Annotated in this window: 35 protein-coding genes; 17 read left to right on the top strand and 18 right to left on the bottom strand. The window is 65.7% G+C overall.

The genetic code is table 11. The annotated features are described in order from the left end of the window. Positions 1-6 precede the first annotated feature (6 nt). The 5 genes from KQ693_RS02355 to KQ693_RS02335 are packed head-to-tail and all read right to left on the bottom strand — an operon-like array spanning position 7 to position 3,489. Entirely contained in the window at positions 7-231 is a 225-nt protein-coding gene (locus KQ693_RS02355; protein ID WP_219758886.1) for a hypothetical protein, read from the bottom strand. Between the two features lie 11 nt (positions 232-242). Then, positions 243-914: a molybdenum cofactor biosynthesis protein gene (locus KQ693_RS02350; protein WP_267261803.1), complete on the bottom strand. Its 672-nt coding sequence runs from the start codon at positions 912-914 to the stop codon at positions 243-245. After that, positions 904-1,809, bottom strand: coding sequence for an HrcA family transcriptional regulator (locus KQ693_RS02345; protein ID WP_267261802.1), 906 nt, complete (start codon positions 1,807-1,809; stop codon positions 904-906). The genes KQ693_RS02350 and KQ693_RS02345 overlap by 11 nt, the downstream gene beginning before the upstream one ends. Before the next feature lie 4 nt (positions 1,810-1,813). Beyond that, positions 1,814-2,164 carry a P-II family nitrogen regulator gene (locus KQ693_RS02340; RefSeq protein WP_038029963.1) on the bottom strand — a complete coding sequence of 117 codons (351 nt, stop codon included), beginning with the start codon at positions 2,162-2,164 and terminating at the stop codon, positions 1,814-1,816. Beyond that, positions 2,161-3,489, bottom strand: a complete 1,329-nt coding sequence (locus tag KQ693_RS02335) for an ammonium transporter (RefSeq protein ID WP_219758883.1) — start codon at positions 3,487-3,489, stop codon at positions 2,161-2,163. The genes KQ693_RS02340 and KQ693_RS02335 overlap by 4 nt, the downstream gene beginning before the upstream one ends. A gap of 221 nt (positions 3,490-3,710) precedes the next feature. Between KQ693_RS02335 and KQ693_RS02330 the strand changes: the two genes are divergently transcribed. From KQ693_RS02330 to KQ693_RS02320, 3 genes are read left to right on the top strand one after another with little or no spacing between them, the layout of a single operon-like run. Next, the gene (locus KQ693_RS02330; RefSeq protein WP_267261801.1) at positions 3,711-5,258 is read left to right on the top strand and encodes an ATP-binding protein; all 1,548 of its coding nucleotides are present in this window, start codon (positions 3,711-3,713) and stop codon (positions 5,256-5,258) included. Positions 5,259-5,261: 3 nt separating this feature from the next. Then, positions 5,262-5,711: a tRNA (cytidine(34)-2'-O)-methyltransferase gene (locus KQ693_RS02325; RefSeq protein WP_267261800.1), complete on the top strand. Its 450-nt coding sequence runs from the start codon at positions 5,262-5,264 to the stop codon at positions 5,709-5,711. Positions 5,712-5,718: 7 nt separating this feature from the next. Continuing rightward, positions 5,719-6,600, top strand: a complete 882-nt coding sequence (locus tag KQ693_RS02320) for a histone deacetylase family protein (protein ID WP_267261799.1) — start codon at positions 5,719-5,721, stop codon at positions 6,598-6,600. Here the strand turns inward: KQ693_RS02320 and KQ693_RS02315 are convergent. Both KQ693_RS02315 and KQ693_RS02310 read right to left on the bottom strand, forming a co-directional pair. Then, the gene (locus KQ693_RS02315) at positions 6,570-7,424 is read right to left on the bottom strand and encodes a GNAT family N-acetyltransferase (RefSeq protein WP_219758880.1); all 855 of its coding nucleotides are present in this window, start codon (positions 7,422-7,424) and stop codon (positions 6,570-6,572) included. The genes KQ693_RS02320 and KQ693_RS02315 overlap by 31 nt on opposite strands. A 47-nt stretch (positions 7,425-7,471) precedes the next feature. Beyond that, on the bottom strand, positions 7,472-8,119 hold the full coding sequence (locus tag KQ693_RS02310) for a histidine phosphatase family protein (protein WP_267261798.1): 648 nt from the start codon (positions 8,117-8,119) through the stop codon (positions 7,472-7,474). A gap of 17 nt (positions 8,120-8,136) precedes the next feature. Here KQ693_RS02310 and KQ693_RS02305 point away from each other — a divergent pair, with 17 nt between their 5' ends. Then, positions 8,137-9,057, top strand: a complete 921-nt coding sequence (locus KQ693_RS02305) for a diacylglycerol/lipid kinase family protein (protein WP_267261797.1) — start codon at positions 8,137-8,139, stop codon at positions 9,055-9,057. Positions 9,058-9,331: 274 nt separating this feature from the next. On the opposite strand, the gene KQ693_RS02300 is transcribed toward KQ693_RS02305, so the two are convergent. Next, a complete protein-coding gene (locus KQ693_RS02300; protein ID WP_028493707.1) occupies positions 9,332-9,643 on the bottom strand; it encodes a nucleotidyltransferase family protein in 312 nt (103 codons plus the stop codon). A gap of 29 nt (positions 9,644-9,672) precedes the next feature. Between KQ693_RS02300 and aspC the strand changes: the two genes are divergently transcribed. Next, positions 9,673-10,830: an aspartate/prephenate aminotransferase gene (gene aspC / locus KQ693_RS02295; RefSeq protein WP_267261796.1), complete on the top strand. Its 1,158-nt coding sequence runs from the start codon at positions 9,673-9,675 to the stop codon at positions 10,828-10,830. 4 nt (positions 10,831-10,834) lie between these two features. Here aspC and KQ693_RS02290 read toward each other — a convergent pair whose 3' ends face one another. Together KQ693_RS02290 and lspA are read right to left on the bottom strand one after the other, a co-directional pair. Continuing rightward, a complete protein-coding gene (locus tag KQ693_RS02290) occupies positions 10,835-11,053 on the bottom strand; it encodes a DUF2283 domain-containing protein (RefSeq protein ID WP_038029948.1) in 219 nt (72 codons plus the stop codon). Between the two features lie 72 nt (positions 11,054-11,125). Continuing rightward, positions 11,126-11,575 carry a signal peptidase II gene (lspA, locus tag KQ693_RS02285; RefSeq protein WP_267261795.1) on the bottom strand — a complete coding sequence of 150 codons (450 nt, stop codon included), beginning with the start codon at positions 11,573-11,575 and terminating at the stop codon, positions 11,126-11,128. Between the two features lie 73 nt (positions 11,576-11,648). Here lspA and rpmB point away from each other — a divergent pair, with 73 nt between their 5' ends. Continuing rightward, entirely contained in the window at positions 11,649-11,945 is a 297-nt protein-coding gene (gene rpmB, locus KQ693_RS02280) for a 50S ribosomal protein L28 (RefSeq protein WP_015718306.1), read from the top strand. Between the two features lie 36 nt (positions 11,946-11,981). On the opposite strand, the gene KQ693_RS02275 is transcribed toward rpmB, so the two are convergent. After that, a complete protein-coding gene (locus tag KQ693_RS02275; RefSeq protein ID WP_267261794.1) occupies positions 11,982-13,184 on the bottom strand; it encodes an RNA-guided endonuclease InsQ/TnpB family protein in 1,203 nt (400 codons plus the stop codon). After that, positions 13,108-13,524, bottom strand: a complete 417-nt coding sequence (tnpA, locus tag KQ693_RS02270) for an IS200/IS605 family transposase (protein WP_267261793.1) — start codon at positions 13,522-13,524, stop codon at positions 13,108-13,110. The genes KQ693_RS02275 and tnpA overlap by 77 nt, the downstream gene beginning before the upstream one ends. 183 nt (positions 13,525-13,707) lie before the next feature. Here tnpA and KQ693_RS02265 point away from each other — a divergent pair, with 183 nt between their 5' ends. Together KQ693_RS02265 and KQ693_RS02260 are read left to right on the top strand one after the other, a co-directional pair. Beyond that, on the top strand, positions 13,708-14,403 hold the full coding sequence (locus tag KQ693_RS02265; protein WP_267261792.1) for a M23 family metallopeptidase: 696 nt from the start codon (positions 13,708-13,710) through the stop codon (positions 14,401-14,403). A gap of 4 nt (positions 14,404-14,407) precedes the next feature. Further along, a complete protein-coding gene (locus KQ693_RS02260) occupies positions 14,408-15,505 on the top strand; it encodes an AI-2E family transporter (protein ID WP_267261791.1) in 1,098 nt (365 codons plus the stop codon). Between the two features lie 89 nt (positions 15,506-15,594). Here the strand turns inward: KQ693_RS02260 and tgt are convergent, their stop codons facing one another. The 6 genes from tgt to KQ693_RS02230 form a co-directional block, all read right to left on the bottom strand. After that, positions 15,595-16,752 (bottom strand): tRNA guanosine(34) transglycosylase Tgt, encoded by a 1,158-nt coding sequence (tgt, locus tag KQ693_RS02255; RefSeq protein ID WP_038029944.1) that lies wholly within the window; start codon positions 16,750-16,752, stop codon positions 15,595-15,597. Continuing rightward, on the bottom strand, positions 16,752-17,960 hold the full coding sequence (gene ispG, locus KQ693_RS02250) for a flavodoxin-dependent (E)-4-hydroxy-3-methylbut-2-enyl-diphosphate synthase (RefSeq protein WP_015718302.1): 1,209 nt from the start codon (positions 17,958-17,960) through the stop codon (positions 16,752-16,754). The genes tgt and ispG overlap by 1 nt, the downstream gene beginning before the upstream one ends. Positions 17,961-18,015: 55 nt before the next feature. Continuing rightward, the gene (locus tag KQ693_RS02245) at positions 18,016-18,795 is read right to left on the bottom strand and encodes an enoyl-ACP reductase FabI (protein ID WP_015718301.1); all 780 of its coding nucleotides are present in this window, start codon (positions 18,793-18,795) and stop codon (positions 18,016-18,018) included. 34 nt (positions 18,796-18,829) lie between these two features. Continuing rightward, on the bottom strand, positions 18,830-19,273 hold the full coding sequence (locus KQ693_RS02240; protein ID WP_015718300.1) for a PIN domain-containing protein: 444 nt from the start codon (positions 19,271-19,273) through the stop codon (positions 18,830-18,832). Beyond that, positions 19,273-19,521 (bottom strand): AbrB/MazE/SpoVT family DNA-binding domain-containing protein, encoded by a 249-nt coding sequence (locus KQ693_RS02235; RefSeq protein ID WP_015718299.1) that lies wholly within the window; start codon positions 19,519-19,521, stop codon positions 19,273-19,275. The genes KQ693_RS02240 and KQ693_RS02235 overlap by 1 nt, the downstream gene beginning before the upstream one ends. A 100-nt stretch (positions 19,522-19,621) precedes the next feature. After that, positions 19,622-19,888, bottom strand: coding sequence for a glutaredoxin family protein (locus KQ693_RS02230; RefSeq protein WP_219758865.1), 267 nt, complete (start codon positions 19,886-19,888; stop codon positions 19,622-19,624). A gap of 50 nt (positions 19,889-19,938) precedes the next feature. On the opposite strand from KQ693_RS02230, the gene KQ693_RS02225 reads away from it, so the two are divergent. Genes KQ693_RS02225 through fmt form a run of 9 tightly spaced genes read left to right on the top strand, consistent with a single transcriptional unit; the run spans position 19,939 to position 26,028 of the window. Continuing rightward, positions 19,939-20,214: an AbrB/MazE/SpoVT family DNA-binding domain-containing protein gene (locus KQ693_RS02225; RefSeq protein ID WP_015718297.1), complete on the top strand. Its 276-nt coding sequence runs from the start codon at positions 19,939-19,941 to the stop codon at positions 20,212-20,214. Further along, the gene (locus KQ693_RS02220) at positions 20,211-20,609 is read left to right on the top strand and encodes a type II toxin-antitoxin system VapC family toxin (protein WP_019550407.1); all 399 of its coding nucleotides are present in this window, start codon (positions 20,211-20,213) and stop codon (positions 20,607-20,609) included. Before KQ693_RS02225 ends, KQ693_RS02220 begins: the two co-directional genes overlap by 4 nt. Before the next feature lie 18 nt (positions 20,610-20,627). Beyond that, positions 20,628-21,599, top strand: coding sequence for a cell division protein ZapE (zapE, locus tag KQ693_RS02215; protein WP_019550406.1), 972 nt, complete (start codon positions 20,628-20,630; stop codon positions 21,597-21,599). Positions 21,600-21,608: 9 nt separating this feature from the next. Then, the gene (locus KQ693_RS02210) at positions 21,609-21,866 is read left to right on the top strand and encodes a hypothetical protein (protein ID WP_019550405.1); all 258 of its coding nucleotides are present in this window, start codon (positions 21,609-21,611) and stop codon (positions 21,864-21,866) included. After that, positions 21,866-23,008 (top strand): phosphopentomutase, encoded by a 1,143-nt coding sequence (locus KQ693_RS02205; RefSeq protein WP_267261790.1) that lies wholly within the window; start codon positions 21,866-21,868, stop codon positions 23,006-23,008. The genes KQ693_RS02210 and KQ693_RS02205 overlap by 1 nt, the downstream gene beginning before the upstream one ends. A 3-nt stretch (positions 23,009-23,011) precedes the next feature. Beyond that, positions 23,012-23,725 carry a diadenylate cyclase CdaA gene (gene cdaA, locus KQ693_RS02200; protein WP_028493723.1) on the top strand — a complete coding sequence of 238 codons (714 nt, stop codon included), beginning with the start codon at positions 23,012-23,014 and terminating at the stop codon, positions 23,723-23,725. Further along, on the top strand, positions 23,718-24,536 hold the full coding sequence (locus KQ693_RS02195; RefSeq protein ID WP_038029931.1) for a CdaR family protein: 819 nt from the start codon (positions 23,718-23,720) through the stop codon (positions 24,534-24,536). Before cdaA ends, KQ693_RS02195 begins: the two co-directional genes overlap by 8 nt. Before the next feature lie 5 nt (positions 24,537-24,541). Beyond that, on the top strand, positions 24,542-25,117 hold the full coding sequence (def, locus tag KQ693_RS02190) for a peptide deformylase (RefSeq protein WP_015718290.1): 576 nt from the start codon (positions 24,542-24,544) through the stop codon (positions 25,115-25,117). Continuing rightward, positions 25,114-26,028 (top strand): methionyl-tRNA formyltransferase, encoded by a 915-nt coding sequence (gene fmt / locus KQ693_RS02185; protein WP_038029929.1) that lies wholly within the window; start codon positions 25,114-25,116, stop codon positions 26,026-26,028. Before def ends, fmt begins: the two co-directional genes overlap by 4 nt. The last annotated feature ends 4 nt before the right edge of the window (positions 26,029-26,032 follow it).

Genomic DNA, 26,032 nt, shown 5'->3' with positions numbered 1-26,032 from the left:
GGTTTTTCAGCGTAGCCGCCCGTAGCCCAGACCTAGCCCCAGAAGGAGAAGGAGAAGCCCCAAGGGCCTGGGCCGGGCAAGGAGCCCCAGGAAGCCCCCGAAGAGGAGAAGGCCCAGGCCCACCCTGGTGCGCCCATGCCGGTAGGCCCGGCCCGAGAGGAAGCCCAGAAGGAGGGGCAAGGCCCAGAGGACCAGAAGGAAGAGGCCCAGGAGGAAGGAAAAGGAGGCCATGGCTGGGGGCCCTAGAGGCGGTGGTCCTCCGGGGCGAAGCCCTCCACCCAGAAGCTGCCGTCCGGCCGGTGCTCCTTCTTCCAGACGGGGAGGATCTGCTTCACCCGGTCAATGGCGTACTGGCAGGCGGCGAAGGCCTCGGGGCGGTGCCGGGCCGAAACCACGATGGCGATGGAGGCCTCCCCGGGGTTCACCCGGCCCAGGCGGTGCCAGAGGGCCACCCGGCCCAGGGGCCAGCGGGAGCGCATCTCCCCGATGATCTCCGCCATCACCTTCTCCGCCATGCCGGGGTAGGCCTCGTACTCCAAGAAGGCCACCTCCTCCCCCCGGTTGGGGCTTCGGGTGGTGCCCAGGAAGCTCACCACTGCCCCGTACTCGGGGGCGGTGGCCCAGTCCACCAGGGCCTTCAGGTCCAAAGGTTCATGGGTGAGGCCGTAGGAGTCCTGCCCTCCCGAGACCGGGGGCAGAAAGGCCACCTCGTCCCCCTCCTTTAGGGGGGTTTCCCCCTGGGCCAGGGCCTGGTTCACCGCCGCCATGCCGCCCTCCAGCCTTAGGCCGGGAAAACGCTTCTCCAGGGCTTCTTTAGCGTGCAGTACCCGGGCTCCTTCGGGAAGCTCCAGGAAGAGGCGGTCCGTGCCCGCCTGTTCCCGGTAAAGGGCGAAGAGCCGCACTTCAACCCGCATGCTGCCCAGTATAGACCCGGCTGAGGCTCGAGGCCACGGAGAGGGCCTCGAGGTAGCGCATGCGCATGGGCCCCAGGAGCACCAGCTCCCCCAGCCACTCTCCCCGGGCGAAGCCCGCCTGCACCTGGGAAAGGCCCTCCACCTCTCCCACCCGCACGTCCACCCGGCCGGGAGGGGTCAGGACTGCCTCATCCCCCCCGGCCTCGTAAAGGGCCACCAGGCGTTCCAGAAAGCCGGGATCCTTGGCCTCCGGTTCCTTTAAGGCCTCGGCCAGCCCCTCGCGGTAGACGAGGGAAAGGCCTGCGGAAAGGGCCCGGGAGAGATGGGCGAAAAGCTCCTCCAGGCCCCTGGGAGCCGGGGGCAAGGCGGCAAAGGGTCCGGAGAGGGCTTCTTCCGCCTTCCTTAGGCGCTCTGTGGGAAGGCTGAGGGGAAGGCGGGCCTCCTTCACCCTTCCCCCTTCCAGGACGAAAACCGCCAGGGTTCCTTCCGGCAGGGGGGAGAGGTGGACCTGGAGCACCTTGGGGGAGTTCCTGGGCCTCAAGCGCAGAAGGGCGGGGTACCCGGAAAGCCCCACCGCCATCTTCACCAAAAAGGCCTCGGGTTCCCTGGCCCCCTCCAGGGCCCGCTGGAGCCGCTCCTGGGTGGCCTCGGGAAGGGGTTTTGGGGGGAGGAGGGAAAGGGAGTACTGGCGGAAGGCCTGCCGGGTGGGGACCCTTCCGGCGGAGGCGTGGGGTTTGGAGAGGTAGCCCATCTCCTCGAGGGCGATGAGCTCGTACCGGGCCAGGGCAGGGGAAAGCCCCAGGCCCTCGGCCAGCCTCGCCGAGGGCACAGGGGCTTTGGTCTTGATGTACACCTCCACCAGGAGGTGAAGGATGGCCCGCTGCCTGGCCGTCACATCCTTATTGTACCGGGGTTACGGCGGCCTGGTCCTCCTCCCCGGTGCGGATCCGGTAGACCTTCTCCACCGGCAGAACGAAGATCTTTCCGTCCCCCACCTCCCCGGTGCGGGCGGCTTTGAGGATGGCCTCCACCGTGGGCCGAACGAAGGGTTCGGACACCCCGATCTCCAGGCGTACCTTTTCGTGCAGGGCCATCTTCACCGTGGTGCCCCGGTAGGTTTCCACCCTTTCCGTTTCCCCCCCGTGCCCCTGGACCCTGCTGATGGATAGCCCCCGCACCTCCGCCCTGAAGAGGGCTTCCAGCACGTCCTGTAGCTTCTCCGGCCGGATGATGGCCACGATGAGCTTCATGCCTTACCTCCAGCGGGCTTGAGGGCAGGGGGGGTGGCCTCGGAGAGCACCAGGATGGCTCCCTCGCCTTCCACGTAGGCTTCTTCCCCGTGCTGGGTCACGTCCAGGCCCAGCCCTTCCTCCTTGGGGCTGGCCCGCAAGGGGGTGAGAAGGCCCACAAGCTTCAGGAGGAGGAAGGTGCCGAGGGCGGAGTAGGCCACCGCCACCCCCACCGCCAGGGCCTGAATGGCGAGCTGCATGGGGTTGCCGAAGAGGAAGCCGTCCGCTACTCCGTTCCAGGCCTTCTCCGCCAGAAGGCCGGTGAGGAGGGCACCGGTGGTGCCCGCGATCCCGTGGGCGCCGAACACGTCCAGGGAGTCGTCCAGCCGGGTCCTGGGCCGCCAGAGCAGGAAGAAATAGCTGGGGAAGGCGCTCACCGCCCCCAGCACCAGGGCGGATAGGGGGGATACGAACCCCGCCGCCGGGGTAATGGCCACCAGGCCCACCACGATGGCGGTGGCCAGGCCCACCGCCGTGACCTTGCCGGTGCGCAGGAGGTCCAGAAGGGCCCAGGCGGTGAGGGTGGCCGCGGGGGCGAGGAGGGTGTTCACAAAGGCCAGGCTCGCCAGGGCTCCGGAGCTCAGGGCGCTTCCCCCGTTGAACCCGAACCAGCCGAACCAGAGAAGGGCGGCCCCCAGAAGCACGAAGGGGACGTTATGGGGAAGGATGGCCTGGCGGCCGTAGTCCTTCCGGGCTCCCAGGACTAAAGCCCCCACCAGGGCAGCCACGCCGGCGTTGATGTGGACCACCGTGCCCCCGGCGAAGTCCAAGGCCCCTAAGGAGCCCAAAAACCCTCCACCCCAGACCCAGTGGGCCAGGGGGGCGTAGACCAAGAGCCCCCAGAGGCTGAGGAAGAGAAGGAGGGCGGGGAAGCGTACCCTTTCCACTATGCCCCCGGTGAGGAGGGCGGCGGTGATGATGGCAAAGGTGCCCTGGAAGGCCATGAAGAGGAGATGGGGGATCTCCCCCTTGGCCTCGAGGCCCACTCCCTTCAGAAGGGCGTGGCCTAGGCTCCCCAGCCAGGGACCGCCCCCGGCAAAGGCTAGGCTGTAGCCGAGAAGGGCCCAGCCCACCCCCACGAAGCCCAAGGCGGCGAAGCTCATCATCATGGTGTTCAAGGCGTTCTTGCTCCGCACCAGGCCGCCGTAGAAGAAGGCCAAAGCCGGGGTCATGAGGAGCACCAGGGCCGTGGAAACCAGCATCCAGGCCGTGGCCGCCCCGTCCACCCCTTCTGCCAAGGCCAGTCCTGAAAGCCCGCTTGCCGCTATAAATAGGGTCTTCCGCATGGTCCGTCACCCCCTTAGGGCTGAGGGTAGCACCGGGTGTGCATAATGTCAAGCAGTAGCTTGACACTTAGCAAAAGCTTTTGGAGCATGCAACGCAAAATAGCCGTATTTATATCGCATGCTGTCGGCCCTAAAGTGTACAGATGTGCACATAAGACTGCACAGCGTTGCGCACAATCCATCCCGGTCGACACCGGGCCTCTCCCCTTAAACTGAGGCCCGTGACGTGGGAAGAACTCTTGGAGCGGCTTTCTTTGGGACAGGACGAGCGCACCCTCTTCCTGCCCCCGGACCTTTCCCCGGAGGAGCTGGCCCGCTACGCCGCAGGTCTAGCCAACCACCGGGGCGGGATCCTCTTCCTGGGGGTGGATGGGGAGGGGCGGGTGGTGGGAGCCTCGGAGATCCATCCCTTGCAGATCACCCATGCCCTTTTCCAACTCACCCAGGGGCTTCTCCTGCCCTATGTGGAGGTGATCGAGGGGCCTATGGGCCGGGTTTTGGCCCTTCATGTACCGCAGAGCCCGGCGGCCATCGCCGTGGGGGCAGGGAGGGTGCCCTTTTGGGACGGCAAAAGGCTCACGGAGCTGAGGATGGGCCAGGCCCTGCCGGAGCCCGACTTCACCGCTCAGGTGCTGCCGGCGGCCAGCCTTTCCGACCTGGACCCGGTGGAGGTTCTGCGCCTTAGGCGCATCCTGGAGGAGCGGGGAAGCAACCTGGCGGCCTTGCCGGACCTGGAACTCCTCTTCGCCCTGGGACTTTTGGAGCGAGTGGAGGGGCAGGACAAGCCCACGGTGGCGGGCCTCCTTCTGGCAGGAACCCCCTTGGCCCTGAAGCGGCTTCTTCCCCAAGCGGAGGTGAGCTACTACTATCACGAGGCCGGCGTGGACCCGGAAGGCTACGCCTTCAGGGAGGACATCCTGCGCTCCATCCCCGCCCTCCTGGAAAGGCTTAGGGACCTGATCCAGGCCAGGAACCGGGTTCGCTACCTCACGGTGGGCCTGTTCCGCCTCGAGGTCTGGGACTTTGACCAGGAAGTCTACCGGGAGGCCCTCTTAAACGCCTTGGTCCACCGGGACTGGCAAAGCCCGGATGCCATCCAGGTGCACCACTACCCGGATCGCCTGGAGGTTTCCAACCCGGGAAGCTTCCCTCCCGGTATCACCCCGGAGAACATCCTCCGCCACCCCCCCAAAAGGCGGAATCCCCGTCTGGCCGAGGCCCTCTACCGGCTTGGCTACGTGGAGCGGGCGGGAAGCGGGGTGGACAAGATGTACCGCCTCCTCCTCAAGTACGGCAAGGAGCCCCCGGAGTACCACCTTTTCCCCGAGGCCCTCACCCTGGTCCTCTACAACCCGGAGCTGGACGAGGCCTTCGTGCGGGAGCTGGCCGAGGCCCAGGAGCGCCTGGGTGGCTTCAGCCTGGACCACCTCATCGCCGTGGGCCACCTGCGGAGGGTGGGGGAGGCCACCCTCGAGGAGCTGGCCCGCGCCCTCCAGCTTCCTTTGGAAGCTACCCGCAAGGTCCTCACCCGGATGGAGCGCATGGGCCTCTTGCGCAAGGAAGGGGGAAGGTACCACCTGGTGCGGCGCGATCCTTTGGGGGAAAGGGCCTTGGGCCTCCTGGCCGATCCCCTTTCCCGGCGGGAGGTGGAAGCCCAGCTGGGGCTTACCCCCAGGGCAACCCTGGCCTTGCTGAACCGGCTTATCCGGGAAGGCAAGGTGGAGCGGACGGGCCGGGGAGCCGCTACCCGTTACCGGAGGCGGGTCTAGGCCATGCTTCACCTGGTCCTTTTCCAGCCGGAGATCCCACAGAATACCGGGAACATCGCCCGCACCGCCGCTGCCTTGGGCTGGCCCCTGCACCTTATCCGCCCCTTGGGCTTCCGCCTGAGCGACCCTCGGCTTAAGCGGGCGGGCCTGGACTACTGGCCCCACGTGGACCTGCACCTTCACGATACCTGGGAGGCCTTCTGGCAAAGCCTGCCCCCGGGTGCCCAGGTCTGGGCCTTTAGCGCCCGGGGGGATACCTGCCTCTATGGGGTGAGCTTCCAGCCCGGGGACTACCTCCTCTTTGGCCCCGAAACCCGGGGGCTTCCCCCGGAGGTCCTGGCCCTTTTCCCCGGGGTGTACATCCCCATGCCGGGGCCGGTACGCTCCTTGAACCTGGCGGTGGCCGTGGGGGTGGCGGCCTATGAGGCCTACCGGCAGCTTCATGGGGCATGATGGAGGCGTGCGGGCCTACACCACCGCCCACCTAAGAGTGGACCTCCCCCAGGGCCATCCCTTCCCCCTCTACAAGTACCAGGGGGTGGCGGAGGCCTTGAGGGAACTCCTTCCCGTCCTGCCTGCCCCCGAGGTGCCCCGGGAAGCCCTTCATTTGGCCCACCGCCCGGAGTATGTGGAAAGGCTTTTCACCGAGGGGCTTTCCCGCCAGGAGTCCTTGCGCCTGGGCCTGCCCTTTAGCCCAAGCCTCCTCAGGCGGGCCCTCTTTGCGGCGGGGGGAACGCTGGCCGCCGCCAGGGATGCCCTGGAGCTGGGCCTCGGCCTGAACCTCTCCGGGGGCACCCACCATGCCTACCCCGACCGGGCCGAGGGGTATAGCCTTTTCAACGATGTGGCGGTGGCCGTGGCCTGGCTCAGGCGGGAGGGCTTCCGGGGCCGGGTCTTGGTGGTGGACCTGGACGCCCATCAGGGCAACGGCACCGCGGTCTTTTTCCAAAAAGACCCCACCGTTTTCACCCTTTCCCTCCACGGGGAGCGGAACTACCCCTTAAGGAAGGAGAGGAGCGACCTGGATGTGGGACTTCCCGACGGCGTGGGGGACGAGGCCTACCTCTACGCCCTGGATGAGGCGTTGGAAACAGCCCAGGCTTTCCGGCCCGAGCTGGTCTTCTACAACGCCGGGGTGGACGTGCTAAAGGGGGATCGGTTTGGCCGGCTGGGCCTGAGCCTCGAGGGGGTACGGAAGCGGGATGAACGGGTTTTTCGCATGGTAAAGGCCTTGGGGGTACCCCTGGTGGTGGTGATGGGTGGGGGGTACAACCGCGACCCCCGGCTCACCGTGGAGGCCCATGCAGGGACCTACCGCCTGGCCCTGAGTTCCTTGGCGTAGGTGGCCACCGCCTCCTCGAGGCTGAAGCCCAGGTTGCGGTAAAGCTCCAGGGCCCCGGTCTCGTGGTCGTGGGCCCGGACCCTCAGGAGGGTGGCGCCTTTCTTCTGCGCCAGCTTTGCCGCTTCCGCCAAGAGGGCCCGCCCGATGCCCTGGCCCCGGGCCTTGGGCACCACGCCGACATAGGCCACGCTGGCCTCCTTATCCTCCAGCTCCACCTCGGCCAGGCCCACGGGTTCGTCTCCCCGGTAGGCCACCAGGAGGTGGACATGGGGATCCTGGAAGTGTTCCCAAAGCTCCTCGTCCGTCCATTTGAGGCGCAGGGCCCAGCCCTCCTCGCTTTCCCGGTAAAGCTCCCGGTAAACCCCGGGGCCCGGGAAACCCCTTCGGATGACCACGCCCTCAGGGGGTGGGTAGTCTAGGCCCTCCGGGTTTTTCACGAAGAAGTAGGTGAGGTGCAAAAGGCCGAAGTCGGCCTCCTCCAGCACCTGGCGCAGGGTGTGGTTTTCCTCCCGGGGGAAGGCGTAAAGCCGGTCCAGGTGAAGCTCACCGGCCCGCTTTTCCGCGGCCTGGAGAAGGGGGAAAAGGTCCTCCTCCCGGTAGGCCAGGGGTCCCTCGAGGGCCGCTCCATCCCAAAAGGCATAAAGGCCCACGTACCCTGCCACCTCCCCGTCCCGCAAGAGGACCAGGCCGTCCTCCAGCTCCTCGGCCAGGCCCTCGAGGTCCCGGGCCTCCGGGGCCAGAACCCCCCGCTTGGGGCTTTCGTCCATCCAGCGGAGGAGCTTTAGGAGCCCAGGAAGGTCCTGGCGGGCCACGGGCCGGATCATGCCTCTAGTCTACTCCCCGTTGCCCGGGACGGAGCCAGGGACAAATGTCAAGCTTGTTCCTCAAGCTGACCCAGGTTGAGGGCCTTCACCACCCCTTCCTCGCCGTAGAACTCCACCACGGAAAGCCGGGCGTAGTCCTGCTCCACCCTGAGGCCTTCTTCCACGGGAAGGGGCAGGGCCAGGCTCAAGGCGGCGCGGTTTAGGGTGCAGTTCCCCACCACCAACAGGGCCTGGCCTTGATGCTTTCCAAGGAGGGTCCTGATCGCTTCCCGCCCTCTTTCCCAGGCCTTCCTCAAGCTTTCCCCACCCGGGGGGGCAAAGCCGGCCTCGTCCTCCAGCCAGGCGGCCACTTCCTGGGGATACCGCTCCCTTACCTCGGCGAAGCTCAGCCCTTCCCATTCCCCCCAGCTTCGCTCCCTCAGCTCCGGGAGAAGGGTAAAAGGCACCCCGAGGGCTTCCGCAAGAAGCCCGGCCGCCTCGGCCTCGGCCAGGCTGTCGGCGGCGTAGACCCAGGCCACGGGGTAGCGCCGGGCTAGCCTGGCCAGGGAGCGGAGGGCCTGCCTGCCCTGTTCCGAAAGGGGAAGGCCCGGATGGCTGTAAAGCACGTGTTCGGGGTTTTCCACCGGCCCGGCCCGGGTGAGGAGCAGGGTGGTTTTGGGGTGGGGTCCCTTAAGGAAGTGGCCGAGAAGACCCATGGCCCTAGAATACGGGGGTGGAAAGGTGGGTCATCGTTAACCCGGCGGCGGGACGGGGAAAGGTGGGGAGGCTTTCCGGGTCCATCCTCAAGGCTGCGCGGGAAAAAGGGGCGAAGGCCTTCCTCACCGAGGGCCCGGGCCACGCCACCGAGCTTTCCCGGGATGCCCCTGAAGGGGCCAGGGTGGTGGCCGTGGGGGGGGATGGCACGGTGCACGAGGTGTTGAGGGGCCTGGCGGGCACGGAAAAGGTCCTGGGGGTGGTGCCCATCGGTAGCGGCAACGACTTCGCCCGCATGCTGGGCCTGAGGGAGCTTCCCTGGAGGGAGGCCCTGGAACTGGCCCTCTTTGCCCAGGAGGAGGCCATAGACCTCTGCTGGGTGAACGGTGAGCCCTTCGGGGCTTCCCTGGGCATTGGCTTCGATGCCCTGGTAGCCAAGAAGGCCCTCACCGCCCCCTCCTTCCTCCGGGGCATGCCCCGCTACCTTTACGCCCTCTTCGGGGTGCTTAAGGAGCTTCGCCTGCCCGAGGGGCGGGTGGTGGTGGAGGGGGAGGAGGTGCACCGGGGGCCTCTTCTCCTGGTGGCGGTGATGAACGGACCCGCCTACGGGGGTGGCATCCCCATCGCCCCCATGGCCGACCCCCGGGATGGCCTCCTCTCCGTGATCCTGGCCCGCTCCTTCACCCGGCCTGGGGTGGTCTTCATCCTTCCCCGGCTCCTTTTGGGCAGGCACCTTTCCCATCCCCAGGTGGTGGCCTTTGCGGGCCGGGAGGTGGTGGTGGAGTTCGCCCATCCTGTCCCCGCCCATGCGGACGGGGAGCTTCTTCCCGAGGCCCGCCTTTACCGGGCCCGGGTGGAGCCTTTGGGCCTTAGGGTGGTGGGAGGCAGGGCGGGGCAGAAGGGGGAAAGGCCCCTTTTAAGCCCGGTGGGGGCAGGTTGAGGCCTGGAGGTGCCGGTTCTTGAACCCGGTGCCCAGTCCTCAAGACCTGGGCGTGGAGGTGTCCAAGGGTTACTCGAAGGCCCATGCCCTCGAGCTTCTCCGTCAGGTGGAGACCAAGGGGAGAGCTTTTGATTTTACCGCTCGGGGCTCGTGGTCCAACCGTACCGGGAGGAAGGGCTTGGGGAGGCTTCGGGGAACCCTGTGGGCCTAGGTGTCTTCCCCTTCCACCTCCTCCAGCCTCAGCAAAAGCCGGCGGAAAAGGTGCAGGCGCTCCCTAAACCTCTCCTTCTGCAATCAGGATCCCCTCCTCCTCCACGGTTTTCTTAAGCCCTGGGGCCCAGGAGAGCTCCACCAGGTCTATCCTTTGCAGGATGGGAAGCTCTTCCAAAGCCTCCCGGATGCGGGCCAGGGTGGCCAGGTCCAGGGGCGGGTCGGCCCACAGGGCCAGGTCGTAATCCGAGCGGGGGCTGGCCTCTTTCCGGGCCCGGGAGCCGAAAAGGTAAAGGCGGTAGCGCCTTCCCTTGAGGAGCTCTGCCACCCGCCTCGAGGCCTCCCTTAGCACTTCCTCGCGGGCTCCTTCCCCCACCCACGCATTGTAGCCCGTATACTTAGGCCATGCGCGGCCTTTCGCAAAGGGTTAGGGCCATGAAACCCTCGGCCACGGTGGCGGTGAACGCCAGGGCTCTGGAGCTTAGGCGCCAGGGGGTGGACCTGGTGGCCTTGACAGCCGGGGAGCCGGATTTTGACACTCCCGAGCATGTGAAGGAGGCAGCCCGGCGCGCCCTGGCCCAGGGGAAGACCAAGTATGCGCCCCCGGCGGGGATTCCCGAGCTTCGGGAGGCCCTGGCGGAGAAGTTCCGCAAGGAGAATGGCCTTGCCATCGCCCCGGACCAGACCATCGTCACCGTGGGGGGGAAGCAGGCTCTGTTTAACCTCTTCCAGGCCATCCTGGACCCCGGGGATGAGGTGATCGTCCTGGCTCCTTACTGGGTGAGCTACCCGGAGATGGTGCGCTTTGCCGGCGGGGTGCCGGTGGAGGTGGAAACCCTTCCCGAGGAAGGCTTCGTGCCCGACCCCGAGCGGGTGAAAAGGGCCATCACGGCCCGCACCAAGGCCTTGGTGGTGAACTCCCCCAACAACCCCACGGGGGCGGTCTATCCCCGGGAGGTCCTCGAGGCCCTGGCCCGGCTTGCCCTGGAGCACGACTTCTACCTGGTTTCCGACGAGATCTACGAGCACCTCATCTACGAGGGGGAACACTTCTCCCCGGGGCAGCTGGCTCCTGAGCACACCATCACCGTGAACGGGGCGGCCAAGGCCTTCGCCATGACCGGCTGGCGCATCGGCTACGCCTGTGGCCCCAAGGCGGTCATCAAGGCCATGGCGGACGTTTCCAGCCAGTCCACCACCAGCCCCGACACCATCGCTCAGTGGGCCACCCTCGAGGCCCTCACCAACCAGGAGGCCTCGAGGGCCTTTATCGAAATGGCCCGGGAGGCCTACAGGAGGCGGCGGGACCTTCTCCTTAAGGGGCTTTCCGAGATCGGGTTGAAGGCGGTGCGCCCGAACGGGGCCTTCTACGTCCTCCTGGACACCTCCCCCTTCGCCGAGGATGAGGTGAAGGCGGCGGAGAGGCTCCTTGAAGGGGGGGTGGCGGTGGTGCCGGGCACGGATTTCGCCGCCTTTGGGCACGTGCGCCTCTCCTACGCCACCAGCGAGGAAAACCTGAAGAAAGCCCTGGAGCGTTTTGCGCGGGTTTTGCAAAGGGTCTAAGCTCTTAGGTTCCATCCCAGACCGGGAGGGCCTCCAGGGAGAAGCGCCTTAGGGCCTTGGGGTCGGAAAGCCGCTTGCTGGCATCCAGGATTTCGATGCCCAAGAGTTTTCCCTCGGCATCCCAGTCCAGGGCAATGCCTTCTCCCACCTCTTCCACGGTGGCCGGCCCCTCGCCGAAGGCGATGTACAGGGCATCGGCCTCGAGGTCATAGGTAATCCGCATGGCTTTCCTCCGCTGTGGCCCCCCGAGTATGCGGGGTAAGTTGGATGGGTTTCTTGGGCATGCCCCTGGGCTCTAAAAGCGGCGCTTCCGCCTGGGAGCCAGGAGGAGCAGGGCCGCCCCCACCGTCACGCACACATCCGCCAGGTTGAAGACGGGGAAGGTGGCGATAAGGGGGATGGAGGTTCCCAAGTCCAGGTAGTCCACCACCCAGCCGCGGCCCAGGCGGTCTATCCCGTTACCCAGAGCCCCCACGGTGATGAGGGAGAGGGCCAGGGTTTGCCAGAAGACATAGCGCCTTCGGGCCAGAAGGTAAAGGAGGAGGGCCCCCACCCCCAGGCTGAGCCACCCCAGGAGGAAGGCCCGGCCCTCGAAAAGGCCAAAGCCCGCCCCCGTGTTCTTGACCAGGGTGAGGTAGAGGAGGTCTCCCAGAAAGGGCCTCGGCACCGGGGAAAGGTTTTCCAGGGCCCAGAGCTTGAGAATCTGGTCAAAGGCGAGGAGGAGGGGCACCAGGATCGTGGGCATCCCCTAGAGTCTACCCAATGCCCCCCTTTGTGCTATACTCCATAGGGTTTGCCTTCGGGCACGGGAGGGTCTTATGTCCAAGGTGTGCGAGATTAGCGGAAAGAGGCCCATCGTGGCCAATAGCATCCAAAGGCGGGGTAAGGCCAAGCGGGAAGGGGGCGTGGGTAAGAAGACCACCGGCATTTCCAAGCGTCGGCAGTACCCCAACCTGCAGAAGATCCGCGTCCAGGTGGCGGGCCAGGAGATCACCTTCCGGGTGGCGGCGAGCCATATTCCCAAGGTTTACGAGCTTCTGGACCGGGCCAAGGGGCTTAAACTGGAGGGCCTTTCCGCCAAGGAGATCAAAGAGAGGCTCTTGAAGCTACTGTGACGACTCCCCGCTCTGAAGAGCGGGGCTTCGCGGTTCTCACGGGACGGCCCATGCCGTACCCATCCCCGCAGGCTCCGCCCGAGCCCTAGCCAGGATGTTCTGCGCCGCCGCTATGTCCCGGTGTAGGTGAGCCCCGCACTGGGGGCAGGTGTACTCCCGCACCCACAGGGGACGCTTCTCCCGGTACCCACACACCGGGCAATCCTGGCTCGTGTACCTGGGGTCTACCCCTATCACTTGCCTACCAGCCTCCGCCGCTTTGTAGGCAAGGATTTGCAGAAACTGGGCCCAACCCGCATCCAGCACCCCTTTGGCGGTGCGGGAACGGGCCAAGCCGAGGATGTTCAGGTCTTCATGGACTATCACCCCGTATCGTTCGACAAGCTTTCTGGCAGTCTTGTGGTGGAAGTCCCTGCGCTGATTGGCTATCTTGCGGTGGAGCTTAGCTACCTGCTTCTTAGCCTGCTTGTGACGATAACTACCCTTTTTCTTGCGGGAAAGTTCCCTCTGGGCTTTAGCCAGTCTTTCCTCTGCCTTCTGGAAGTACCGGGGAGCCTCCACTGTTTCCCCATCCGAGGTGATGAGGAAGTGGGGGTTGGTGCCCAGGTCTATGCCTACGGCCCGGTCGGTTGGAGGAAGAGGCTTGGGTTCAACTTCACAGGTGAAGACGATGTACCAATGGTCCCCCTCCCGCTTCACGGTGGCGGTCTTTATCCTGCCCTCAAGGGGTCGGTGCAGTTTGACCTTTACCGAGCCTATCCCGTGGATAAATACTCGTTTTCCGTCCTTCTGGAGCTTAACTCCCGTCTTTTCGGCCTGAGGGAAGGTAAAGGAATCATAGCGTCCCCTCCCTTTGAAGCGAGGGTATCCGGCTTTCCTTTTCTCCTTGACCCTACGGAAGAAGCCCTGGAAGGCCTTGTCTACCCGCTCGATGACGTTTTGCAAGACCTGGGAGTGGACGCCCCTGTACTCCGGCAACCCGGCCCGTATCTCGGGCAGCCACCGTTTTTGCTCGTAGAAGCCCACCGTTTTGCCCACCTTCCTGTGGGCATCCCTGCGCTCTTGCAGGGCGGCGTTGTACAACTGGCGGCAGAGTTCAAGGGTGTGTTCCAGGTCCCTCTGCTGGGGCCGGGTGGGGTACAGGCGGTACTTGAACGCCTTTTTAATCATCGTCCACCTGATGCTTGCGTTGCAACTCGATGTATCGCTGAATAGTCTGGGCTGAGATATTCCCAGCACTACCCACGTAAAAGGAAGGCGTCCACAAATGACCCCCGCCCTTGCCCCGCCGTAGCCTGGGAAACTCTTGCAGGATGCGCCGAGCTGACACGCCCTTCAGTATCTTCGCCACATCCGAGGGTGCCCACTTGGGCGGTACAGAAAGAAAAAGGTGCACGTGGTCGGGCATAACCTCCATGCCTAGCACAACCCAATCCCTCATCAAGCAAGCTTCCCGGAATACCTGCATGAGCCTTTCGCGCACCTCGCCAACGAAGACCTGCCCGCGATACTTGGGGGTGAACACCAGATGGTAGTTCAGATTGTAATGGGAATGGCGCGTGGCGCGTTCTTCGGGCATGTGCCTATGCTAGCACATCCGCTGCCCACTATGCCATGTGCTCCTTCGGAGCACGTGGGGGAGTCCATGTATCCCCGGTTTAAAAACCGGGGGATTATAGCTCCCCCACTCCCCCTCTTTTCTCTAAGGTCTTCCTCCCTTGGGAAAGCCCCCCTTGGGGGGCTTTTTTTGTAGCATGGGTTCATGGTCTGGAAGCCGGGGCATTATCTCCTTCTGGCCCTGGCCCTCTACAGCCTGGTGGTCACCCTGGGGTTTTCCCTAAGGGGAAGGCAGCTTGCCGGCCTGCGCCAGGAGGTGGGGATTCTAAGCCAGAAGGCGACCCTGGCGCCCGAGGGGTATGTTCTTCCCCTACCTGGGGCCTGCCTGCCCACCAGGCCCGAAAACCTCCCGGGTGCGCCCCGTCCCTACCGCAAGGGGGTGAGCGCGGGCTTCGTGTTCATCCAAGGGGATGCCTGCGTGCCCGTGGTGCGGGGGATGGGGGTGGTGGCCGCTTTTGGGGGAGAGGTGGTGAAGGTGGAAGGGGATTACAAGGAGCCCTCTGCTGAGGAGTACCAGAGGCTTCTGGAGGCGGTGCGAAACGGGGCTTCCCCGGAGCAGATGGACCTCTTGCGGGGCCTCGAGGTCTGGATCCGCCACCCGGATGGCCGCACCAGCGTCTACGCCCACCTCGAGGGGCCCTACCCTGGCCTTAAGGTGGGGCAGAGGGTATACCGGGGGGATCCCATCGGCTATGTGGGTAGCACCGGGCTTATGGGCGGGGCTCCCAGGCTTCTTTTTGAGATCTGGGAAGGGGAGCCCGACCGGGGGAGGTTCCTCTTTCAGGGCCTGTCCCGGGAGGGGCTCCTCAAGGAGGCCAAGGCCTTCTTCCGCTTAGAATAGCCCCATGCGCGAGGCTTTCGCCCGGGTCTGGGAGAACCCGTATGTGCGGGTTCTCGTTTACCTCCTTCTCTTCTTCCTCCTCTACCGCTTTCTCCTCCGGGCCTGGCCTGCCCTTTCCATCCTCCTCACCGCCTTTGCCATCGCTTATCTCACCCATCCCGTGGTGCGCTTCTTTGAAGGCAAAAGGCTTCCCCGGCTCCTGGGGGTGGTCCTGGTCTACCTGGGACTGGGCCTTTTTCTGGGCCTCGCCTCCTTCCTCACCGCCCAGACGGTGCTGGAGCTCTCCCGCCTGGCCCAGGAGCTTCCTGCGCTCCTGGATCCCTTTCTTTCGTGGCTGCTGGACCTGCCCAATCGCGTTCGGACCATACCCATTCCCGAGACCCTAAGGCCTGTGCTGGCCGAGGCCAGCCGTAACCTCCAGGGCCTTTTGCAGGGATTTTTGGAAACCCTGGTTCGCTGGCTTCAGGGGCTTCTCTCCCAGGGGGGCAACCTCCTGGGCTTTTTCACCTCCTTGCTGGGCGGCATCTTCCAGCTCCTCACCGCCCTCACCCTTTCCATCTACTTCCTCTACGACCTGCCGCGCCTGGCCCAGGCGGCCTTGAAGGTGTTCCCGGAACCCTACCAGCCCCTGGTGGCCGAGCTGGCCCATAAGCTGGACCAAAGCGTGGGGGGGTATGTGCGGGGGCAGCTTTTGGTGGCCTTTCTGGTGGGGCTTCTTGTGGGGGTGGGGCTATGGCTGGTGGGGGTTCCCCTGGCCGCCAGCCTGGGTTTTCTGGCCGGGGTCTTTAACCTGATCCCCTTCGTGGGGGTGATTGTCTCCGGGGTGCCCGCCCTGCTCCTGGCGGCCACCGGGGGGTGGGGCAAGGTGCTTTTGGCCCTTTTGGTCCTCTGGCTGGCCAACCAGCTGGAGGGGAACCTCCTCGGGCCTTTCATCGTGGGCCGCTCCACCCGGCTTCATCCGGTGACCGCCATCGCCGCCATCTTGGTGGGGGCCACCCTTTTTGGCCTCTGGGGAGCGCTTTTAGGGGTCCCTACGGCTGCCTTCCTCAAGGTGCTTTTGGAGGAGTACTACAAGAAAAGCCGGTTCTACCGGGAGGGCTAGGTTATAGCCGGGGTCCCCGCCTTGGCGAAGCCAAGGTGGGGTGGCCTCACCGGGGTCCCCGCCCTGGCGCAAGCCAGGGCGGGGTGGCTTTACCAGTGCCCCCCCGCCGCCATGGCCTCCCGGAACCAGGGGGGTATCTCCTTGCCAAAACGCCTTTCGGCAAACTCCCGGGCAAAGGCCCCGTAGCTTCCTTGGCGGATGGCCTCCCGGGCCCTTTCCGTGAGGCGGTGCAGGAAGCGGAGGTTGTGCAGGGAAAGGAGGATGCCTCCAAGCATCTCCCCGGCGCGCACCAGGTGGGCGATGTAGGCCCGGCTGAAGGTTTGGCAGGCGTAGCAATCGCAGCCTTCTTCCAGAGGCCGTTTGTCCTCCAGGTACTGGGCGTTTTTCAGGTTTATTCGCCCTTCCGGGACCAAGGCCGAGCCGAAGCGGCCCGTGCGGGTGGGGTAGACGCTGTCAAAGAGGTCTACCCCTAGGCCCATGGCCGCCACCAGGTCCTCGGGGTGCCCCACCCCCATGAGGTAGCGGGGCTTTGCCTCGGGAAGGATCTCCGTGGAGAGGGCCACCATAGGGAACATCTCCTCCTTGGTCTCCCCCACGGCTAGGCCCCCGATGGCGTAGCCGGGAAGATCAAAGCGCAGGGTTTCCCGGGTGGCAAGGGCCCTAAGCCCGGCATCCGTCCCTCCCTGGGCGATGCCGAAGAGGGCCTGGTCGGGCCGGGTTTTGGCCTTCAGGCTCCGCTCCAGCCAGCGCAGGGTGCGCTCTAGGGAAGCCTTCAGGTATTCGGGGGAGGACGGGTAAGGAGGACACTCGTCAAAGGCCATGATGAAGTCTGCCCCCAGGGCTTCCTGGATAGCGATGCTTCGTTCCGGGGTGAGACGGATCAGGCTTCCATCCAGGTGGCTTTGGAAGACCACCCCTTCCTCGTCAATGCGCCGCAGGTGCCCCAGGCTCATCACCTGGAACCCCCCGGAGTCCGTAAGCCAAGGGCCATCCCAGCCGGCAAAGCGGTGCAGTCCTCCCAGGGCCCTCACCCGCTCGGGCCCCGGACGGAGGAGGAGGTGGTAGGTGTTGGCCAGGAGCACCTGGCTGCCGATGGCCTTCAGGTCCTTGGGCAAAAGCCCCTTCACCGAGCCCTGGGTGCCCACGGGCATGAAAAGAGGGGTTTCCACCCTTCCGTGGGGGGTGGTGAGAAGGCCTACCCGGGCCCGGCCAGAGCGGGCTTGGATGGCGAAGCAAAAGGGATCCATCAGGCTTTGGAAAAGCGCCGCTCCACGTAGTCTTCCAAAAGGGCCAGGAAGTCCTGGGCCAGGTTCTCCCCCTTGAGGATGGTGAGGAGCTTCCCATCCGCGTAAACCGGGGCCTTGGGCTCTTCCCCGCTTCCCGGCAAGGAGATGCCGATATGGGCGTGGCGGCTCTCCCCGGGGCCGTTCACCACGCACCCCATCACCGCCACCTTGAGCTCCTCCACCCCCGGGTACTTCGCCCGCCATTCGGGGAGCCTGGCCCTCAGGTGGGCGTTTACGGTTTCCGCCAGTTCCTGGAAGAAGGTGCTGGTGGTGCGGCCGCACCCCGGGCAGCTGGTGACCTCCGGGGCGAAGCTTCTAAGGCCCAGGGCCTGGAGGATCTCCTGGGCCACCTCCACCTCCTTGGTGCGGGGCTCCCCGGGGGCCGGGGTGAGGGAGATGCGGATGGTGTCCCCGATGCCTTCCAGAAGCAGGGGAGCAAGGGCTGCGGTGCTGGCCACGATCCCCTTCACCCCCATTCCCGCCTCGGTAAGGCCCAGGTGAAGGGGGGCTGGGGTGCGGCGGGCCAGCTCCCGGTAGACCCATACCAGGTCCGGGGCCTTGGACACCTTGGCGGAAAGGACGATCTTATCCTCCCCTAGACCCAGCTCCCGGGCAGCCTCATAGGCCCGCACGGCGCTTTCCACCAGGGCTTCCAGGAGGACCTCGTGGGAGCTTTTGGGCTCAGGGCGGCGGGCGTTTGCCTCCATGAGCTCGGTGAGGAGGGCAGGGTCCAGGCTTCCCCAGTTGGCCCCGATGCGCACGGGCTTGCCCAGGTCCAGGGCGATCCTTACCATCTCGGCGAAGTTCTCGTCCTTATGCCGCCCCCGGCCCAAGGTGCCCGGGTTGATGCGGAACTTGTCCAGGGCCTCGGCCATTTTAGGGTACTTCCTGAGGAGCAGGTGGCCGTTGAAGTGGAAATCCCCCACCAGGGGCACCTCCACCCCCTCCACGAGGAGCCTTTTCCTGATCTCCGGGACGGCCCGGGCCGCCTCCTCGTCGTTCACCGTGAGGCGCACGATCTCGCTTCCCGCCCGGTAGAGGGCCAGGATCTGCGCCGTGGTGGCCTCCACATCCTGGGTGGGAGTGTTGGTCATGGACTGCACGGCCACGGGGTGGGCGCCCCCTAAGGGAACGCGTCCCACCCAGACCGTAGGGGTAGGTCGCCTCATCCTTCCTATGGTAGCGGAAGGGAAGCCTACGGGCTAAGCCCTGGCGACGGGGGCTTCATTCCAGCTCCATCCCCATGATGTGGTACCCGGCGTCCACGTAGACCACTTCTCCGGTGATGCCGCTGGCAAGGGGCGAGAGGAGGAAAAGCCCCAGGTTCCCCACCTCCTCCTGGGTGATGTTGCGCTTTAGGGGGGCCACCTGGGCCACCCGGTCGTACATCTTCATGAAGCCCGGGATGCTCCTTGCGGCCACGGTGCGCACGGGCCCGGCGGAGATGGCGTTCACCCGCACCCCCCTGGGGCCAAGTTCGTAGGCCAGATAGCGGACGCTGGCCTCGAGGGCCGCCTTGGCGATGGCCATCACGTTGTACTTGGGCACCACCTTCTCGCTGGCGTAGTAGGTGAGGGTGACGAGGCTTCCCCCTTCCCTTAGGAGGGGTTCTGCCCGCTGGGCCACGGCCACCAGGGAGTAGGCGGAGACCTCGAGGGCCAGAAGCCAGTCCTGGCGTTTCGTGTCCAGGTACCGCCCCTCCATGGCCTCCCGGGGGGCGAAGGCGATGGCGTGGACCAGGTAGTCCAGCTCCCCCCAGGCCCCCTTGATCCCGGCGAAAAGCCGGTCCAGCTCTTCGTCCTTGGTGACGTCCGCCTGGAAGGTGAGGGCGTTAAGGGGAGCGGCCAGCTTCTCCACCTCCTCTTTGAGCCTTTCCCCCTGGTAGCTAAAGGCCAGCTCCGCCCCTGCCTGGTGGAGCTTCTCGGCGATGGCGTAACCCAGGCTCCGCTGGTTGGTGACGCCCATGATGAGGGCTTTTTTGCCGGAAAGGTCCAGGGTGAGCATGGGGGGATTATACCCAAGGGTTAAGGGACCCTGCTTAGGGTGAAGGGGAGCTTTGTTGTTCCACGTTTTCCAGAAGAAGAGTCCACGCTTCCTTCAGGGACAGGACCCATACCCCCCGTATCTTCCGCCCCATGAGGGAACCGAAATGCTTGCGGTCGCCGGTGACGAGAAGGTCCGCCTTGGCTGCCCAGGCGGCTGCCAGAATGGGAGCGTCCTTCGGGGGCAACCCCTCCCTCAGGGCCTGGCGTACCAGGCGGATGGGCGCCTCAGGAACCCGTTCTACCCTGAGGGATAGTTCCTCAAGGACCTTGAGGGTTTCCGGCCGCTTTAGGCTTAGGTTTCTTCGGGCTTCCTCCAGGGCGTGTGAGGAGGTTAGGAGGTGGACTCCTGCCCTTTGCGCCAGGAGGAAGAGGCTTCTGGCCCTTCCCTCCTGCCAGGCTGCGGCGAAGAGGACATTGGCATCCAAGAAGAGGCGCATTAGCGCTCGCCCAGGGCTTTGGCCAAGCGTTCCCTTTCCTCCTGAGTAAGCTGGTCCTCCTCCAGAAACTCTCGGATGCGGGCCTGGGAATAGATCTCCACGGGATAAACCCCGGCGGGCCGAAGCACGATGGCTCCCTCAGGGGAAACCTCCACCAGGAGGTAGGCTTCCCCCTCGAGGCCCAAGGCCTTGAGGAGGCGCTTGGGAATGGAAACCTGTCCCTTGCGGCTGAGCTTGGCGAGCTCCATACCTTTAGCTTACCCGATTTCCTTGAAGTTTGGTTTCCTTACTTTCGGTGAACCGAGGTCTGGGGCTCGGCAATTTTTGGATAGGCCGACGGCCCCGGTTTCAACTGGAGGCCAGGGTTTGCTCGGCCTGGTACCTGGCCAGCCAGGCGTTGAGGGTGGCCGGGGAAACCCCGCGGATGGCCTCCACCTTGCCGTTCCACTCCAGGACCACCCCGGCGGTGGGGCTTCCCACCAGCTCGCTGATCTTCCTAGCCGCTTCCGGGTCCTGCCGGGCGTTGACGAACTCAAAGGGCACGCCCTTTTGCGCCAGGAACATCTTCACGATCTCGCAAGGACCGCAGCCGGGGATGCCGTAAAGCCGCACCATACCCCACCATGGTACCATAAGGGCTCCTTCTAGGGAGGTACAATAAAAGCATGGGGGAGGTTTCGGATAAGACCCACTATGTGGTGCAGGTGGGCTCTAAGGGTCGGGTGGTACTCCCGGCGGAGGTGCGGGAAGCCCTGGGGCTTAGGGAGGGAGATCGCCTCCTCTTGCGCTGGCGGGAGGAGGGCACCCTCGAGCTGGTGAGCTTCCGCGAGGTGGCCCATCGGGCCAGGGGCCTTCTCAAAGGCCTGGCGCCAGGGGTGAACCTGGTGGACGAACTCATCCGGGACCGGCGGGAGGAGGCCCGGAAGGAGGACCTGGAGTGAGGGCGGTGCTGGACGCCTCGGCCTTGTTGGCCCTGCTTTTGGATGAACCCGGAGCCCAGCGGGTGGAGGAGGCCCTAGCCGAGGGAGCGGCGATAAGCGCTGTCAACCTGGCGGAGGCGCTTTCCAAACTTGCCGAACGGGGAGGGGATCCCAAGGGGGTTCGGGATCGGTTGAAGCGGGAAGGGATTCTGGGCGAGGTCCTGGTGGTCTTCCCCTTTACCGAGGAGGATGCCCTTGGGGTGGCCCGCCTTCGCCCCCTCACCCGCTCCTTGGGGCTTTCCCTGGGGGATAGGGCCTGCTTGGCCTTGGCCCAGCGCCTGAACCTGCCGGCCCTTACCGCCGACGCTTCCTGGGGTGCCCTTTCCCTGGGGGTGGCCGTGGAGGTGGTGCGCTAGCCGGCTAGAATGTAGGCCATGCGCCTGGTGGACCGCTACCCCGAGGTGGATCTGGAAAGACTCCTGCAAAGCTTTGTGCCCCCACCCCGCTTCCAATCCGCCACCTTCGCCACCTATCGGCCCGATCCCCGCTATCCTTCCCAGACCCTGGCCAAGGAGCGCCTGCGACGATGGATCAAGGACCGCCCCCGGGGCTTCCTCCGGCCCCGGCTTCCCGGCCCCCAAGGGATCTACCTGGACGGGGGCTTTGGCGTGGGGAAGACCCACCTCCTGGTGGCTGCCTACTGGGAGGCTCCGGGCCCTAAGGCCTTCCTCACCTTTGAGGAGCTCACCTACACCCTGGGCCTCATGGGCCTAAGGGAAGGGGCCAGGCGCTTTGCCGCCTTGCGCTACCTTTTCCTGGACGAGTTTGAGCTGGACGACCCCGGCAACGCCCAGATGATCACCCACTTCCTGGCCCTCACCATGGATAGGGGCCTGCGGGTGGCCACCACCTCCAACACCCCGCCCGGGGCCTTGGGGGAAGGGCGGTTTAACGCCGAGCAGTTCAAGCACCAGATCCAAAGCCTCGCCCGGCGCTTCGCTGTGGAGCGCATAGAAGGGGAGGATTTCCGCCACCGCGACCCGGACCGGTTTCCCGAACCCCTTTCCGATTGCAGGCTCCTTCCCCTCTACCGGGAGGACCCCCGCCGGAAGACCCTGGACGCCTTTCCCGAGCTTCTCGCCCACCTGCGCGCCTTACACCCCATCCGCTACCGCTACCTGCTGGATGGGGTGGAGGCCGTCTACCTTAAGGGCCTCGAGGCCATCCCCGACCAGAACGACGCCCTACGCTTCGTGCACTTCGTGGACCAGGTGTACAACCTGGGGGTGGACCTCCGGGCCTCCGGGGTGCCTCTCAAGGAGGTGTTTCCCGAGACCTACCGGCACGGGGCCTTTGCCAAGAAGTACGGCCGGGCCCTTTCCCGGTTGGCGGAGCTTTTGGGGTAGCATGGAGGCATGGAACTAGCGGAAAGGCTTTCGGAACTGGCCCAGGCCCTATCCCAGGCCAGCGCCGCGGTGGGGATCCTCGAGGCCATAGAGGAAGTGTTGGACGAGTACCAGGACGGGGAGCTTTCCCTGGAAGAGGCCATGGAGGAGATCCAGGGCCTGGTGGAGGAGTTCCAGGCGGTCCGGGCCCTTTCCGAGATGACCCCGGAGGAGCTCATGGCCCTGGCGGAGGAAGAGGAAGAGGAGGAGGGGGGCTTAAGGTCGTAATGAAGGTCACGGCCATCGTCCTGGACTCGGTGGGCCTGGGGTATCTGCCGGATGCCCCCTTGTTCGGGGACGAGGGGGCGGACACCCTGGACCACACGGTGCTGAAAACGGGGGTGGAGCTTCCCCACCTGGCCGCCCTGGGCCTGGGGTGGGTTCCCGGGGTCCACACCCTTCCCCGGCCTGAGCCCCAAGGGGCCTTTGGCCGCATGCGGGAGGTGAACCCCGGCAAGGACACCACCACCGGGCACTGGGAGTTCGTGGGGGTGTACCTGGAAAAGCCCTTCCGCACCTACCCTGAGGGCTTCCCCGAGGAACTCCTTAGGGCCTGGGCCGAGGCCATCGGGGTGAAGGGATGGCTTTTGAACCGGCCCTATTCGGGCACCGAGGCCATACGGGACTACGGCGAGACCCACCTGAAGACGGGTTTCCCCATCGTCTACACCTCGGCCGATAGCGTCTTCCAGGTGGCCGCCCACCTGGAGGTGGTGCCCCTGGAGGAGCTTTACCGATGGTGCCAGGTGGCCCGGGAGATGCTGGTGGGCGAGCACCAGGTGGCCCGGGTCATCGCCCGGCCCTTCGCCGGGGAACCCGGGAACTTCTACCGGCGGGAGGATTTGCGGAAGGATTTCGCCCTGGAGCCCCCCAGGAATGTCCTGGATCTTCTCAAGGAGGCGGGCCTCGAGGTGGTGGGGGTGGGGAAGATCCCCGACATCTACGCCCATAGGGGCTTCACCCGGGAGGTGAAGACCAAGGACAATACCGACGGCCTGGAGAAGACCCTGGCCCTCATGCAAGAGCCTTTTTCCGGTCTCCTCTTCGCCAACCTGGTGGACTTTGACGCCAAGTACGGGCACCGGAGGAACCCGGAGGGGTACGCCCGGGCCCTTAAGGAGGTGGACGATTTCCTTCCCAGGCTTATGGAGGCCCTGGGCCCGGAGGATCACCTCTTTCTGGTCTCCGACCACGGCAACGACCCCACCTTCTTCGGCACCGACCACACCCGGGAGTACGGGATGCTCCTCTGGGTGGGCCCGGGGGTGAAGGGGGACCTGGGTACCCGGGAGAGCTTTGCGGATCTGGGGGCCACCTGGGCCAGGCTGTTTGGCCTCACCTGGGAGGGCCCTGGGAAAAGCTTGGTGTAGGCCATGCCCCTCACCTGGCGCGACGTCCTGGATATCCTTCTCGTTGGCATCCTCTTTTATTACCTCTGGCGCCTCATGGCGGGAACCCGGGCCCTGAACCTGGTGCGGGGGGTCTTGGTCTACCTGGTGGTCTGGTTTCTGGCCAGCCTCCTTGGGCTTTCCACCCTTTCCTGGCTCTTGGGGAACGCCGCCACCCTAGGGGCCTTCGCCCTGATCGTGGTCTTCCAGCCCGAACTCAGGGGGCTTTTGGAGCGCATCGGCCGGCCTCAGGGGCCCAGGGCTCCTTCTTTGGCCCTGGAGGAGCTCCTCTTGGGTCTGGCCCGGCTTTCCGAACGGCGCTACGGGGCCATCCTGGCCCTGGAAAGGCGCACCCCCCTGGGGGAGTATGCGGCCACGGGGGAGATCCTCGAGGCCAGGCTTTCCGCCCGGCTACTCCAGACGGTGTTCTACCCCGGCACGCCCTTGCACGACGGCGGGGCCATCCTGAGGGGGGATCGGCTTTTCGCCGCGGGGTGCGTCTTTCCCCTCTCTGAGGCCCGTATGGGCCTGGGCACCCGGCACCGGGCGGCCTTGGGGCTTTCCGAGGTTTCCGATGCCCTGGTGATCGTGGTGAGCGAGGAAACAGGGGCCATAAGGCTGGCGGAGGGGGGAAGGCTTTCCCCGCCCATGAGCCTCGAGGCCCTGCGGGAGAAGCTCAAGGAGGTGCTCCGTGCGTGACTGGGGGAGCTTCCTCATCGCCCTTTTGGCGGCTTTTGCCGTCTGGTACTCCTTAAAGGAAAGGGCCCCGGTGGTGGAGCGGGCGGTGAGCGTGCCCCTCCAAGTGGTGGGCCTTGGGGGGGAGCGCACCGCAGAGGGAGTGCCCAAGGAGGTCATGCTACGCCTGAGGGGGCCAGCTCCCCTGGTGGAGGGGGCCAGGCTTCCCGTGTCCGCCTACCTGGACCTCTCCGGGGCCGAGGGGGCCTTTTCCCGGGAGGTGCGGGTGGCCGTGCCCCAGGGGGTGGAGGTTTTGGAGATCCGCCCTGCCCGGGTGGAGGGCCGGGTGGAGGCCCTCCTCACCCGCACCCTGCCGGTGGAGGTCCTTTCCCAGGGGGCGTGGGTGGAAACCCAGCCCGCCTTCGTGGAGGCTAAGGGGCCGAGAAGCCGGGTGGAGGAGGCGGTGGTGGCCTTGGGCCTGGACCTTGGAGGGGATACGGTGGCCCTTACCGCCTTTGGCCCCCAGGGGCCCCTTCCCGGGGTGGAGCTTCTTCCCGCCCAGGTGCAGGTGGTGTCCCGGGAGGCCCCCCTCTTCCGCAAGCAGGTCCCCCTGGTCCTGAAGCCCCCGGCGGGCTTAAGGGTGGTGGACTATGCCCCCAGGGCCGTGGAGGTGGTGGGACCCAAGGAGGCTTTGGCGGGCTTGACCCAGGTGGAGGCGAGGCTGGAAGGAAGCTTCCGCCCGGGAGAGGTTTCGGCTCCCTTGATCCTTAACCTGCCTCCGGGGGTGAGGGTCTTGGGGGAGGTTTTGGGTAGGGTGCGGCTTGCGCTAGAATAGGTGGGATGATTTACCCCATCCGCCTTTACGGGGACCCGGTGTTGCGCAAAAAAGCCCGGCCCGTCCAGGATTTTCAGGGCCTCAAGAAGCTTGCCGAGGACATGCTGGAGACCATGTTTGAGGCCCGGGGAGTGGGCCTGGCCGCACCCCAGATTGGGCTTTCCCAGCGCTTCTTTGTGGCGGTGGAGTACGCCGATGAGCCCGAGGGGGAGGAGAGGCCCCTCCGCGACCTGGCGCGCCGGATTTACGTGGTGGCCAACCCGGTGATCACCCACCGGGAGGGGGAGGTGGAGGGGCTGGAAGGGTGCCTCTCCCTCCCTGGCCTCTACGCCGAGGAGGTACCCCGGGCGGAGCGGATCCGGGTGGAATACCAGGACGAGGAGGGAAGGCCCCGCGCCCTGGAGCTGGAGGGGTATATGGCCAGGGTCTTCCAGCACGAGATTGACCACCTGGACGGTATCCTCTTCTTCGAACGCCTGCCCAAGGCCAAGCGGGAGGCCTTCCTGGAGGAAAACCGGGCGGAGCTGGCCCGGATGCAGAAGGAGGCCAGGGCGCTTTTGAAGGAGCTTTCCCAGGGATGAGGGTGGCCTTTTTCGGCACGCCTGCCTGGGCGGTGCCGGTTTTGGATGCCCTAAACCGCCACCACCAGGTGGTCCTGGTGGTCACCCAGCCGGATAAGCCCAAGGGCCGGGGCCTCAAGCCCGCTCCCAGTCCGGTGGAGGAGTACGCCTTGGCCCACGGGCTTCCCCTTTTGAAGCCCGAACGCCTCAAGGGGAACCGGGAGTTTCTGGAGGCCTTTAAGGCCGTGGCCCCGGAGGTGGCGGTCACCGCCGCTTACGGCAAGATCCTTCCCAAGGAGGTCCTCGAGGTTCCCCCCTTGGGATTTTTGAACCTCCATCCCTCCCTTCTTCCCAAGTACCGCGGCCCGGCCCCGGTGCCCTGGGCCCTCATCCACGGGGAAAGGGAAACCGGGGTGGCCATCATGAAGACCGAGGAGGGCCTGGACACCGGCCCCCTTTACGCCCTCTGGCGCACGGAGATAGGCCCCGAGGAGGATGCGGTGGCCCTTTCCGAGCGCCTCAGGGACAAGGGCATAGAGCTTCTTCTTTGGGTCTTGGAAAACCTTCCCCACCTCACCCCCACGCCCCAGGAGGGCGAGCCCTCCTATGCCCCTCTCCTCACCAAGGAGGAAGGGCGTATCCGCTTTGCGGATAGCGCCCAGGCCATCTACAACCGCCACCGGGGGGTGCAGCCCTGGCCGGGAAGCTACTTCTTCCACGGGGGCAGGCGGGTGAAGGTCCTGAGGATGCGCCCCGAGCCGGGGGCGGGGGAGCCTGGGGTGGTGCTGGGGGTGGACCGGGAAGGGGTCTTGGTGGGTACCGGGGAGGGAGCCATCCGGCTTTTGGAGGTCCAGCCCGAGGGAAAACGCCCCATGCCCGCCGCCGACTGGGCGCGGGGGTATGGGGTAGGGCCGGGTACCCGCTTGGAATGAGGGG

Source organism: Thermus brevis (assembly GCF_026427635.1).
Taxonomy (GTDB): domain Bacteria; phylum Deinococcota; class Deinococci; order Deinococcales; family Thermaceae; genus Thermus; species Thermus antranikianii.
This window is presented reverse-complemented; position numbering and strand designations above follow the sequence as displayed.